At 69.4% G+C, this 12,341-nt stretch carries 13 protein-coding genes; 9 read left to right on the forward strand and 4 right to left on the reverse strand.

Annotated elements, in window-relative coordinates; translation table 11 throughout:
- Nucleotides 1–585: 585 nt before the first annotated feature.
- The 7 genes from H504_RS0125535 to lon all read left to right on the forward strand — a co-directional run bounded on the left by H504_RS0125535 (nucleotide 586) and on the right by lon (nucleotide 7,827).
- A complete protein-coding gene (locus H504_RS0125535; protein WP_026425098.1) occupies nucleotides 586–1,086 on the forward strand; it encodes a PadR family transcriptional regulator in 501 nt (166 codons plus the stop codon).
- A 51-nt stretch (nucleotides 1,087–1,137) separates the two neighbouring features.
- Nucleotides 1,138–2,253, forward strand: a complete 1,116-nt coding sequence (prfB, locus tag H504_RS0125540) for a peptide chain release factor 2 (RefSeq protein ID WP_026425099.1) — start codon at nucleotides 1,138–1,140, stop codon at nucleotides 2,251–2,253.
- A gap of 87 nt (nucleotides 2,254–2,340) precedes the next feature.
- The gene (gene ftsE / locus H504_RS0125545; RefSeq protein WP_026425100.1) at nucleotides 2,341–3,030 is read left to right on the forward strand and encodes a cell division ATP-binding protein FtsE; all 690 of its coding nucleotides are present in this window, start codon (nucleotides 2,341–2,343) and stop codon (nucleotides 3,028–3,030) included.
- Between the two features lie 58 nt (nucleotides 3,031–3,088).
- Nucleotides 3,089–3,991, forward strand: a complete 903-nt coding sequence (ftsX, locus tag H504_RS0125550) for a permease-like cell division protein FtsX (protein WP_026425101.1) — start codon at nucleotides 3,089–3,091, stop codon at nucleotides 3,989–3,991.
- Between the two features lie 30 nt (nucleotides 3,992–4,021).
- Nucleotides 4,022–4,498, forward strand: a complete 477-nt coding sequence (gene smpB, locus H504_RS0125555) for an SsrA-binding protein SmpB (protein WP_026425102.1) — start codon at nucleotides 4,022–4,024, stop codon at nucleotides 4,496–4,498.
- Nucleotides 4,499–4,537: 39 nt separating this feature from the next.
- Nucleotides 4,538–5,401: an amidohydrolase family protein gene (locus tag H504_RS0125560; protein ID WP_245614457.1), complete on the forward strand. Its 864-nt coding sequence runs from the start codon at nucleotides 4,538–4,540 to the stop codon at nucleotides 5,399–5,401.
- Between the two features lie 65 nt (nucleotides 5,402–5,466).
- Nucleotides 5,467–7,827 carry an endopeptidase La gene (gene lon / locus H504_RS0125565; RefSeq protein ID WP_026425104.1) on the forward strand — a complete coding sequence of 787 codons (2,361 nt, stop codon included), beginning with the start codon at nucleotides 5,467–5,469 and terminating at the stop codon, nucleotides 7,825–7,827.
- Between the two features lie 74 nt (nucleotides 7,828–7,901).
- On the opposite strand, the gene H504_RS36965 is transcribed toward lon, so the two are convergent.
- From H504_RS36965 to H504_RS0125585, 4 genes are all read right to left on the reverse strand, one after another.
- Nucleotides 7,902–9,164: an acyltransferase family protein gene (locus tag H504_RS36965; RefSeq protein WP_051386260.1), complete on the reverse strand. Its 1,263-nt coding sequence runs from the start codon at nucleotides 9,162–9,164 to the stop codon at nucleotides 7,902–7,904.
- Between the two features lie 118 nt (nucleotides 9,165–9,282).
- Entirely contained in the window at nucleotides 9,283–9,936 is a 654-nt protein-coding gene (locus H504_RS0125575; RefSeq protein WP_026425105.1) for a hypothetical protein, read from the reverse strand.
- A 1-nt stretch (nucleotide 9,937) separates the two neighbouring features.
- The gene (locus tag H504_RS42150) at nucleotides 9,938–10,087 is read right to left on the reverse strand and encodes a hypothetical protein (protein ID WP_169735460.1); all 150 of its coding nucleotides are present in this window, start codon (nucleotides 10,085–10,087) and stop codon (nucleotides 9,938–9,940) included.
- Between the two features lie 61 nt (nucleotides 10,088–10,148).
- The gene (locus H504_RS0125585) at nucleotides 10,149–10,589 is read right to left on the reverse strand and encodes a hypothetical protein (protein WP_026425107.1); all 441 of its coding nucleotides are present in this window, start codon (nucleotides 10,587–10,589) and stop codon (nucleotides 10,149–10,151) included.
- A gap of 193 nt (nucleotides 10,590–10,782) precedes the next feature.
- Here H504_RS0125585 and H504_RS0125590 point away from each other — a divergent pair, with 193 nt between their 5' ends.
- Together H504_RS0125590 and H504_RS0125595 are read left to right on the forward strand one after the other, a co-directional pair.
- Complete coding sequence (locus H504_RS0125590) at nucleotides 10,783–11,376, forward strand: ClpP family protease (protein WP_026425108.1); 594 nt, start codon at nucleotides 10,783–10,785, stop codon at nucleotides 11,374–11,376.
- Complete coding sequence (locus H504_RS0125595) at nucleotides 11,373–11,960, forward strand: ClpP family protease (RefSeq protein ID WP_026425109.1); 588 nt, start codon at nucleotides 11,373–11,375, stop codon at nucleotides 11,958–11,960. Before H504_RS0125590 ends, H504_RS0125595 begins: the two co-directional genes overlap by 4 nt.
- Nucleotides 11,961–12,341 lie beyond the last annotated feature (381 nt).

Here is a 12,341-nt window from a genome sequence, read left to right on the forward strand (position 1 = left end):
GGGGTGGGGGATTCGGTGTATACGGTCCACTCTGGGGGAATCCGCATGGGTGCGGGATCGGAGGGGAGGGGGGTCCTGAGTGGACTGTGGGGGTGGGGGAGTGGGGGGGGGATGCGCGTGCATTCGCACGGGAGGGTGGGGGATGCGTTTGGGGGGAACGGATGTGTGGAGGGGTCCACAAGGGACCTTGGGGGGAGTCTTAGTGTGACAGTTGCGAGGGGAACGCATCGGACGATCACGGGGGTGGGGTGGCCGGAATCCGCGAACGGGCCGGGTGACCGTACGTGATCTGGGCCACATTGAGGGTGAATTCCCGGCCGTTCCAGGGGGTCCGTGGTGACTACGGCGGGGCAGCATCGCGTTGGGCCAAACGGGTAGCGCGGTGGGAAGAGATCCACTCCTTCGGGGGAGCAAGTGGGGGCAGTCCACGTGGGACCGTCCGAATTTGGGCCGGATGGGGACCGCGCGCTCCGCTGATCGGTCCCGGGTCGGGTGTCCTCGACCGATCGTTGCGCGATCAGCCACTGTGGACTGGCCCACATCTCCACTGTGGACAGCGCGGCGTTGCCGTGGGACCGTGGTCTGGTGTCTGAACTGAATGCGACCGCCGCCGCTCTGCTCGGCCTGCTGCACGAGGGCCCGCAGACCGGTGGCCAGTTGGTGTCCGCCGCACGGGAGCGTTTCGGCTCCTTCTTCAGCGTGACGCGCAGCCAGGTCTACCGTGAACTGCCCGCGCTCGCCGACGCCGGACTTGTGCGGCTGGGCAAGCAGGGTCCCCGCTCGAGCCAGCAGTACGTGATCACCGCCGCGGGCAAGAAGGCGTTCAAGTCGTGGCTCGGCGGCGAGCCCGGTCCCGACCACCTGCGCAGCCCGCTGATCTTGCGGTTGGTGCACGCGAGCACCCTGACCGCCAAGCAGCGGGTCGGCTTGATCGACTCGGCCAAGCAGGTCTACAACGGCGAGCACGAGGCGGCCAAGACGGCCGCGAAGACCGCCGAGGACCCGTACGCCAAGGCGATCGCGGAGTTCGGGGTGGCCAGGGCCAAGGCGGTGCTGAAGCTGCTGGAGTCCATCCCCAAGTCCTGACCCGGCTACCGCCGCAGCGGTGGCGTCCGTGTCCGCGTAGTCTTTTCCGACGTGAACCCGGACGTCGCCGCTGAGCTGAAGGATCTGTCCGCCTCGCTGGCCAATGTCGAGGCGGTGATGGACCTGGCGGGCCTGCGCGCGCAGATCGCCGAGTTGGAGGAACAGGCCGCCAAGCCGGACCTGTGGGACGACCCGGAGTCCGCCCAGAAGGTGACGAGCAAGCTCTCGCACCGGCAGGGTGAGCTGCGCCGGGTCGAGGAGCTGCGGTCGCGGCTGGACGACCTCTCGGTGCTGTTCGAGCTGGCCGAGGAGGGTGCCGACGCGGACGCCGAGGCCGAGGCGCGCGCCGAGCAGGAGAAGCTGGGGTCGGACATCTCCTCACTGGAGGTGCGCACCCTGCTCTCCGGCGAGTACGACGGCCGCGACGCGCTGGTGACGATCCGGTCGGAGGCCGGTGGCGTCGACGCCGCCGACTTCGCCGAGATGCTGCTGCGCATGTACCTGCGGTGGTCGGAACGGCACGGCTACCCCACCGAGGTCTACGACACCTCGTACGCCGAAGAGGCCGGCATCAAGTCGGCCACGTTCAAGATCGCCGCGCCTTACGCGTACGGCACGCTGTCGGTCGAGCAGGGCACGCACCGGCTGGTGCGGATCTCGCCGTTCGACAACCAGGGTCGCAGGCAGACCTCGTTCGCCGCGGTCGAGGTGGTGCCGGTGGTCGAGCAGACCGACCACGTGGACATCGACGAGAAGGACCTGCGGGTCGACGTGTACCGCTCGTCCGGTCCCGGTGGACAGGGCGTGAACACGACCGACTCGGCGGTCCGGCTGACCCACATCCCGACCGGCATCGTGGTGTCCTGCCAGAACGAGCGCTCGCAGTTGCAGAACAAGGCGTCCGCGATGGCGGTGCTGCAGGCGAAGCTGCTGGAGCGGCGCAGGCAGGAGCAGCAGGCCAAGATGGACGCCCTGAAGGACACCTCCAGCGGGTCCTGGGGCAACCAGATGCGCACCTACGTGCTGCACCCGTACCAGATGGTCAAGGACCTGCGCACCGAGCACGAGGTGGGCAACCCGTCCGCGGTGCTCGACGGCGACATCGACGGGTTCCTGGAGTCCGGTATCCGCTGGCGCAAGACCCAGTTCGAACCCACCCGCGGGTGACCGCGGGCGCACGGTGGGTGACCAGGGCACACCGTAACGGTGGGCAAGACAACGGCTCGATAACGACCAGAGGTAGACTCGCCGACCGTGATCCGGCTCGAACAGGTTTCCAAGGTCTACAAGACCTCCACCCGCCCCGCGTTGGAGAACGTGTCGGTCGAGGTGGACAAGGGTGAGTTCGTCTTCCTGATCGGGGCGTCCGGCTCGGGGAAGTCGACTTTCCTGCGGTTGCTGCTGCGCGAGGAGGTCCCCAGCAAGGGCCGCGTGTACGTGGCCAACTTCGACCTCACCCGGATGGCGCGGCGGCGGGTGCCGCGGCTGCGCCAGTCGATCGGCTGCGTGTTCCAGGACTTCCGGCTGCTGGCGAACAAGACCGTCGCGGAGAACGTGGCGTTCGCGCTCGAGGTGATCGGCAAGCCCCGGCACACGATCCGCAAGGTGGTGCCCGAGGTGCTGGAGCTGGTCGGCCTGGAGGGCAAGGCGGGCCGGATGCCGCACGAGCTCTCCGGTGGCGAGCAGCAGCGGGTGGCCATCGCCCGCGCGTTCGTCAACCGGCCGCTGATGCTGCTCGCCGACGAGCCGACCGGGAACCTGGACCCGGACACCAGCCAGGACATCATGCTGCTGCTGGAGCGGATCAACCGCACCGGCACCACGGTGCTGATGGCGACGCACGACCACTCCATCGTGGACTCGATGCGGCGCCGGGTCGTCGAGCTCGACCTCGGTCGCGTGGTCCGCGACGACGCCCGCGGCGTCTACGGCGTCGGCCGCTGACCTGACCGTGCCGCGCCACCAGAACAGCCTGCCCGGATAGCGAGGAACCCCAGCCCCGATGCGTGCCAGCTTCGTGTTCAGCGAGGTCGTGACCGGTCTGCGCCGGAACATCACGATGACCATCGCGATGATCATCACGACCGCCATCTCGCTGCTGCTGCTCGGCGGTGGCCTCCTGGTGGTGCGGATGATCGACAACACCAAGGAGCTCTACCAGGACAAGGTCCAGGTCAACATCTACCTGACCAACGACGTGTCCGCCTCGGACAAGCAGTGCCAGAACGACCCGTGCAAGGGCCTGCGTTCGGCGCTGGAGTCCGACCCGGCGGTCCAGACGGTCGAGTTCGAGAACCGCGACCAGGCCTACGAGCGGTTCAAGCGGATCTTCGAGGCCCAGCCGGAGTTGGTGAAGCTGGCCCGGCCGGAGGCGCTGCCGTCGTCGTTCAACGTGCGGTTGAAGAACCCGGACCGGCCCGAGGTGATCGTCCAGACCTACCAGGGCCGCCCCGGCGTCGACTCGATCGGCGACCAGAGCCAGTTCCTCGACCGGTTCTTCAGCGCGCTCAACGGGGTCCGCAACGGCACGTTCTTCATGGCGGGCCTGATGGCGGTCGCGGCGCTGCTGCTGATCTCCAACACGGTCCAGTTGTCCGCGTTCACCCGGCGCACCGAGGTCGGCATCATGCGGCTGGTGGGCGCGACCCGCTGGTACACGCAGTTGCCGTTCCTCCTGGAGGCGGTGGTGACCGGTCTGACCGGTGCCCTGGTGGCGACCGGCCTGCTGGTCGGGTTGAAGCTGGCCTTCCTCGACGACGTGCTCGCCCAGCCGATCAAGTCCGGTGTGGTGAAGGCGGTGGAGGCGGGTGACATCGCGTTCGTCGCGCCGATCCTGTTCCTCATCGCGACGGTCGTCTCGGCGTTCACCGGCTATGTGACCCTGCGCCTCTACGTCCGGACGTAGCTCGCGGGTGTTTGCGTAGAGTTGCACGTCATGGCGAAGGAACGCGGGCGCAAGGCGATCGTCACCAACCGCAAGGCCCGGCACGACTACTCGATCATCGACACCTACGAGGCCGGCGTGGTCCTGGTGGGTACCGAGGTCAAGAGCCTGCGCGAGGGCCGGGCGTCCATCGTCGACGCGTTCGCCACCGTCGACGACGGCGAGGTGTTCCTGCGCAACCTGTTCATCCCGGAGTACGTGCAGGGCACCTGGACCAACCACGAGCCGCGGCGGACCCGCAAGCTGCTGCTGCACCGCGCCGAGATCACCCGGCTGATCGGCAAGATCAAGGAGACCGGGACGGCGCTGGTGCCGCTGTCGCTGTACTTCTCGGACGGCAAGGTCAAGGTCGAGTTGGCCTTGGCGCGCGGCAAGAAGGCGTACGACAAGCGGCAGGACATCGCGAAGCGGGACGCCAACCGGGAGATCGCGCGGGCGGTCGGCAGGCGAGCCAAGGGCCGCGACTAAGTGTTCGGGCCTGCGAACGACGCAGAGGTCGCGGACTGGGTGCGTGGTCTGGGGCTGCCCGGTCTGGTGGACGTGCACGTGCACTTCCTGCCCGAGTCGGTCCAGCGGAAGGTGTGGGCGTACTTCGACGACGCCGAGCGCAACTACGGCCGCGCGTGGCCGATCCACTACCGCGGCTCTGAGCAGCAACGGGTGGAGACGCTTCGCGCACTCGGCGTGATCGGGTACGCGCCGCTCGTGTACCCGCACAAGCCGGGCATGGGGGAGTGGCTGACCGAGTGGGTGGCCGGGTTCGCCGCCCGCGTACCGGAGGCGGTGCCAACCGCGACCCTCTACCCGGAACCGTCCGTCGTCCGGTACCTGGATGCCGCTCTGCGCGACGGTGCTCGCTGCGTTAAGGCGCACGTTCAGGTTGGCGGGTACGACCCGCGCGAGGAGGTCCTGGACGCCGCGTGGGGGCTGCTGGCCGACGCGGGCGTGCCCGTGGTTGTGCATTGTGGACACGGACCGCTGCCGGGCGAGTTCACCGGGTTGTCCGTTTTCGAGGACGTGCTGCGCAGGCATCCCCGGTTGACGGCGGTCTTGGCGCACGCGGGCATGCCGGAGATCAGTCGCGCGTTGGACCTTGTGGCGCGGTACTCGCGCGTGTACCTGGACACCACGATGGTCGGTGTCGGGTTCACGCTCGAATCCGCGCCGCTGCCGGACGACTGGACCGCGCGGCTGGCCGAGGTGCCCGATCGGGTGGTGCTGGGCACGGACTTCCCGAGCGTCCCGTACCCGTACGCCGAGCAGGTGCGGGCTATCGCGGGCTGGGCGCAGGCCCCTGGCCTGGGCGAACCGTTCCTCCGGGCGGTGCTGCACGACACGGGGGCCCGGCTGCTCGCTCTGGGCGAACGCTAGCCGGAAACAAAACCCGGCTCAGGGAAGTTGACGTGGTCAGACTCAACTTCTGGAGGCTGAACCCCATGTCCGAGGCCCTGAACCTGCCGGTGCTCCCGCTGGACGACGCTGTGCTGCTGCCCGGCATGGTCGTGCCGATCCAGCTCACCGGCTCCGACAACGCCACCGAGGCGCGCGCCGCCATCGAAGCCGCCCAAGCCGCCGGTGAACCCGCCCGGGTCGTGCTGGTGCCCAGGTTGGACGGCAAATACGCCAGGGTCGGCACATTGGCGGTGGTCGAACAGGTGGGCAGGCTGCCCGGCGGCGACCGGGCCGCCGTGGTCCGGACCACCGGCAGGCTGCGGATCGGCGCGGGCACCACCGGGCCGGGCGCCGCCCTGTGGGTGCGGGTCGAGACGGCCGACGAGACCACCGACGAACGCACCGCCGAACTCGCCCGCGAGTACAAGGGCCTGGTCACCACGATCTTGCAGCAGCGCGGTGCCTGGCAGGTCGTCGACAGCGTGACCCAGGTCGACAACCCGGCCGCGCTCGCCGACCTCGCCGGATACGCGCCGTACCTCTCCGACGAGCAGAAGGTCTGGCTGCTGGAGACCACCGACGTCACCGCGCGGCTGGCGCGGCTGCTGGAGTGGGGCCGCGAGCACCTGGCCGAGTTGGACGTCGCCGAGACGATCCGCAAGGACGTCAAGGAGGGCATGGAGAAGCAGCAGCGGGAGTTCCTGCTGCGCCAACAACTCGCCGCCATCCGCAAGGAACTGGCCGAACTGGACGGCAAACCCGCGTCCGAGGAGCAGGACTACCGGGCCAGGGTCACCGACGCCGACCTGCCGGACAAGGTCCGCGCGGCCGCTTTGTCCGAAGTGGACAAGCTGGAGCGCACCTCGGACCAGTCGCCGGAGGTCGGCTGGATCCGGACCTGGCTGGACACAGTCCTGGAGCTGCCCTGGAACACCCGCACCGACGACGCGTACGACATCGCGGGCGCGCGGGCGGTGCTCGACGCCGACCACGCCGGCCTCGCGGACGTGAAGGACCGGATCATCGAATACCTGGCCGTGCGCAAGCGGCGCGACGAGCGCGGTCTCGGCGTGGTCGGTGGCCGCCGCTCCGGAGCGGTGCTCGCACTCGCCGGTCCGCCCGGGGTCGGCAAAACCTCCCTGGGTGAGTCGGTCGCGCGGGCCATGGGCCGCAAGTTCGTCCGGGTCGCCCTCGGCGGCGTCCGCGACGAGGCCGAGATCCGCGGCCACCGCCGCACCTACGTCGGCGCGCTGCCCGGCCGGATCGTGCGGGCCATCAGCGAAGCGGGCTCGATGAACCCGGTCGTGCTGCTCGACGAGATCGACAAGGTCGGCTCCGACTACCGCGGCGACCCGACCGCCGCCCTGCTGGAGGTCCTGGACCCGGCGCAGAACCACACCTTCCGCGACCACTACCTCGAGGTCGAACTGGACCTCTCGGACGTGGTGTTCCTGGCGACCGCCAACGTCATCGAGTCGATCCCGGCGCCCCTGCTCGACCGGATGGAACTGGTGCGGCTGGACGGCTACACCGAGGACGAGAAGGTCGTCATCGGGTCCGGCCACCTGCTGCCCCGGCAGTTGGAGCGGGCGGGCCTGACCGTGGACGAGGTCGTGCTGACCGAGCCCGCGCTGCGGCTGCTCGCCGGGGAGTACACCCGGGAGGCCGGGGTGCGGCAGTTGGAGCGGTCGATCGCCCGCGTCCTGCGGAAGGTCGCGGCCCGGCTGGCCCTCGGCGAGGCCGAGTTGCCGCTGACCGTGGACGTCGGCGACCTGCGCGGCTACCTCGGTCAGCCCAAGCACACGCCGGAGTCGGCGGAGCGGACCGCGGTGCCCGGGGTGTCGACCGGCCTGGCCGTGACCGGCGCGGGCGGCGACGTCCTGTTCGTCGAGGCGTCGCTGGCCGAGAAGTCGACCGGTGCCGCGGGGGTGACGTTGACCGGGCAGTTGGGCGACGTCATGAAGGAATCCGCGCAGATCGCCCTGTCGTTCCTGCGGTCGCACGGCCCTTCGCTGGGCCTGCCGGTCGACGAGCTCGCCGAGCGCGGGGTGCACGTCCACGTCCCCGCGGGCGCGGTCCCCAAGGACGGCCCGAGCGCGGGCATCACGATGACCACGGCGCTCGCGTCACTCCTGTCCGGCCGCCCCGTCCGCTCCGACGTCGCCATGACCGGTGAGGTCTCGCTGACCGGCCGAGTCCTCCCCATCGGCGGCGTCAAGCAGAAGCTCCTCGCCGCGCACCGGGCGGGCATCACCACGGTCCTGCTGCCGCAACGCAACGAACCCGACCTGGACGACGTCCCGGAGTCCGTCCGCGGCGAACTGACCATCCACCTGGTCGCCGACGTCCGCGACGCCCTCCGGCTCGCCCTGGAACCCGCGGTGGGCCAGGCACTCGCCGCGTAAACCGGGTGGTCCCATAGCGGAACAGGCTGCTCACGGCACTGATGCCGTGGGCAGCCTGTCTTCGCGCGGGGGACCTACACGTGGCTGAGGACCTGCGGAGGAGCCCATTCCGGCTCGGGGACGCGGGCAGACCGGGTACACAGGGCGACGCCGGTGAGGATCAGGACCGCCCACGGCACCGGTCCGTCGAACAGGCCGGGACCGTCCGGGCCGAACCCGTGCACGGTGAGGCCGAGCAGCCCACCCGCCGCTGTGACAAACCCGGCAGTGGTGTCCCGAGTGGACGGAACGGCCCGCCCGCCACCGGTCTCGAACCGGCCGAACACCCGGACCAGGGTGGCCAGAACCAGCGCGGCGCACCCCAGCCACATCGGGGCGGCGGCGAACCAGGCGACCGTGCCCGGCTCCGGCGTGTGGTACCCGAAGCCCATGACGGTCACCCCGGCGACCACGACCAGCGCGGGCATGTGCCACAGGTAGATCGTGGTGCAGCGGGTGCCCAACGCGGTCAGCGTGGGCCCGGCGAGCCGGTTGAGCACGGGGCGGGCGAGCAGCAGCAGACCCAGTTGTCCCACCGCGAGCGGGAGGAGGACGGCGGCGGGCGGGCTCATGTTGGACACCGGCGCCCCCGGCATCCCGATCATGCTCAGCGCGTACGGTCCACACGCGACCATCAGCGCGACGGTGCCGTAGCCCGCGACCGCCATCGCCGCGTGGAACCGGCGGCCGCGCTCCAGCAGCCCGTCCGCGTAGCAGATGCCGATCTGGTGCACCGCGACCCACACGACCACCGCGTTCGCGAACCCAGCTTCCGGGAGCCCGGCGAACCGCACCACGTCGACCAGGACGGCCACCGCGGCCAGCGGCACGACCACCCACGCCCCGAACCGCTCGTGCGCCTTCACCATCACCGGCGTCAACGCCACCACAATCAGGTACACGACCAGGAACCACAACAACTGAGCCGTGATCCCACCCGCGATGTCCACCGGCTGCGGCGGAACCTCCAGTCGCAGCAGCAGGTCCGGCAGCACGACCCACACCCCGGCCAGCGGCAGCACCGGGATCACCAACCGCCGCAACCGACTCGCCAACCACCCCCGCTTGTCCACCGCCGCCCGGTACGAGTGCGTGTTCGCCGCCCCACCCGCGAAGAACACCACCGGCATCACCTGCGACAACCACGTCACGACCCACCACCCCGGCGTGGCCAGCGCGTTGCCGGTCACCAGCGTGCGGCCGTCCGTGGACAACACCGGCATCAACCAGTGCTGGAACACGACCAGCAGCACGGCCCCCACGCGGAGCACATCCAGGAACGGGTCCCGCTTCTTCACCGCTGCCCCCTCTCACTCGCCGACGGGACCAGCATCTCGGCGGACCAGCCCGGAAACGACCAGGCCAGCCGGTGTCTCCGACGTAGTGGTCGCCCCCGGCGCGAGGGTGAGGGCAGCCCTACCTCATGGGATTCCGGACCACTCCGTCCACTGGCGTCTGGTAGACCTCCAGGACGGAGCCGTCGGCGAACGTGATCGCGGTGAACTCACGCAGGTTGCCCACCAGCCTGCCCCGGACAACCGACTCGACACCGCGGACCTGCCGGTTGTCCACCTCCCACCAGGTGAGCAAGGTCGAGCCTGCCGCCCGCTCCGCTTCATCGCGGGTGAACACGCCGAACACCCTGCCCATCGTGGACACACCGTCGCTGTCGTCCTTCTCGACGACCACCGCCTGCCGTCGGTCGGTGCCGACCAGCAACGCCTTGCCCTGCCCGGTGATCAGGTGGTCCGCACAGCGCACGGCCAGGTCACCCTCGTCCGCCGCGACGACCCGCCCGCACACCGTCGGGTCGTAGACCCACTCGTCCAGGTCGAAGGCCCGTTCCCGGACCACGTCGCTCGGCAACGGCAGGCCTGCGTCCTTGACCTTGGTTTTCGGCAACTCGCCGGTCGGCACGCGCGGTGCTTCGAAGCGATCGCCGATGAGAGCGAGAAAATGGCCGAGGGACACGCGCACGAAGGCCAACCGCTGCCCGGAGAGCCACTCCGAGCGTTCGACCTCGACGGTTTTCAACCGCGTCTGGTTTTCGACGTCCAGCGAAATCAACATGTCAGTTCCCCGCCAACCAGGATTGCACGAGCTCGCCGCGAACGCCGGGTAAGAGGATCGAGTAGCCCGAACTGTCCGCGAGCATGATGTCGAGGTGGTGGCCAGACTCGCCTACCCGCACCGACCGCAGCGCCGATCGGTCGAACTCCACTCCGGATTCGACCTTGGGCAGTTCAACCGGCTTCCCCGGTTCACCGTGATGCCCGAACACATCAGTCCCGCCGGTCACCATCGATGCGGTCGCCCGCACGACCCTGCCCATGATTCCCGGCGCCGGTTTCGATTCCTGCTTGGTCAGCCTCTCCCTGTCCTCGGTGGGGCACCAGCCACGCCAGCCTGCGCGGGGTGAGCACCCAGCAGCCGCTGATCTCGGTCAAGCTCGCGATGGTCTTGTTGTGCCACGGCCGGATCGCGGTCACCGCCAAGCAGTCCGGGGACTGCCCGAAGACCCTGGTCCGCGCGTGTTTCGAACCGTTGTCGGGGCCGTCGTCGACCATCTCGCCGTCCGTGGCGTCGATGAGCTCGTCGGCGACCGACAGCACCCCCCGCCCGACTGCCCGGATGGCCCGGCTCGCCAGGCCGCGTTGCGGATCTCCGTTGTCCCGCAGACCCGGCACCGAGTACCGCGCGTTGTGCAGGGGTGTCCGGTACACCAACCAGCACCCGTTTCCCCGGCGCGCACCAGTGCGCACGCGCCGCTGGCGGAAAGATCACTCGACTCCCCCTCCTCGGCGCACAACTTAGCAACCGGTGGCGGTGCGCGTGGGTTTTTCCGCTCTGCTGTGAGCAGCGCTGCTGACAGCGGAAACGGCGGCGGGCAACCGAATCGCCGGGCACGCTGAACCCATGACCGACACGGAGAAGCAACCGATATTCAGCGAGCGAACCCGCCGCGAACTCCACGAACGCCGCGTCCTCGTCCTGGACGGACCACTGGACGACGACAACGGAACCCTGCTCACCACGCAGTTGATCGCCCTGGCCGCGGAGAACCCGTCGGCCGACATCTCGCTGTGGATTCATTCGCCCGGCGGATCGGTGTCGTCAATGCTGGCGATCCGCGACGTCATGCGCCTGGTCCCGTGCGATGTGTCCACCCTGGTGCTGGGAATCGCCTACAGCGCGGGCCAGTTCCTGCTGTCGTCCGGCACCCCGGGGAAACGCCGGGCCTTACCGCATTCCCGCGTCCTCATGCACCAGGGCTCCGCGGGCATCGGCGGCACCGCCGTGGACATCGAACTGCAGGCCGACGACCTGCGGCACACCCGGGACACCGTCCTCGGCCTCATCGCGCGGGACACCGGCCAACCCGTGGAGCGGATCTTCGAGGACTCCCTGCACGACCGCTGGTACACGGCCCAGGAGGCACTCGACTACGGCTTCATCGACGCCATCGTGCAGGACTTCGCCGAGATCACCCCGGAGGTCACCCCCCGATGAGCACCTACACCATCCCCAGTGTGATCGCGGCGAACCCCCGCGGCGAACGCATCATGGACGTCTACTCGCACCTGTTGACCGAACGCATCGTCTACCTGGGCACCGCCATCGACACCGGCGTCGCCAACGCCCTGATCGCCCAACTGCTCTACCTGGAAGCCGAGAACCCCGAGCGCGACATCCAGCTCTACGTCAACTGCGAGGGCGGCGACCCCAGCGCCATGCTCGCCATCTACGACACCATGCAGTACATCCGCCCCGAGATCGCCACCAGTTGCGTCGGCCAAGCCGTCGCCGTCGGCGCCGTTCTGCTGGCCGCGGGCACCCCGGGCAAACGCGCCGCCCTACCGCACACCCGCGTCATCCTCCACCAACCCGCCGCCCAAGGCCGCGGCGCCATCCCCGACCTCATCCTCCAGGCCGACGAACTGGTCCGCATCCGCGCCGACATCGAGGCGATCCTGTCCCACCACACCGGCCAACCCATCCCCCGCCTGCGCGCCGACACCGACCACGACCACGTCTTCACCGCCCCCGCCGCCCAAACCTACGGCCTCATCGACACCGTCATCACCTCCCGCTAGCCCTCCCACTGATCCCTTCCGCTAGCCCCACCCACTGCCTTCCCACTTGCCCCTTCTGCTAGCCCACCTACTGCCCTTCCGCTGGCCCCTTCTGCTAGACCCCCACTGCCTCTTTCCGCTCGCCTTCCCATTCACTTCAGCCTTCCGTCCCCCTATTCCGCCTCCCCACTCTTCAGCCGCTCCGTCCCCCTCGCCCGCTCGCTCCCCACTCAATTCAGCCCGCTCATCCCTCCTCACCGCCTTCTCCATCCCTCCTCGCGCGGTGCCTCTCCTCCTCCCTTCTTCGCTCTCTCTTCGCCAGCTCTCTCCCCTTGCCCCCGTCCTGCCCGCCTTCTCCTCCCCTCCAGCTCCTCTCACTCCTTCTGCCCACGGCAGAACCCC

It is taken from the genome of Actinokineospora inagensis DSM 44258, from assembly GCF_000482865.1.
Taxonomy (GTDB): domain Bacteria; phylum Actinomycetota; class Actinomycetes; order Mycobacteriales; family Pseudonocardiaceae; genus Actinokineospora; species Actinokineospora inagensis.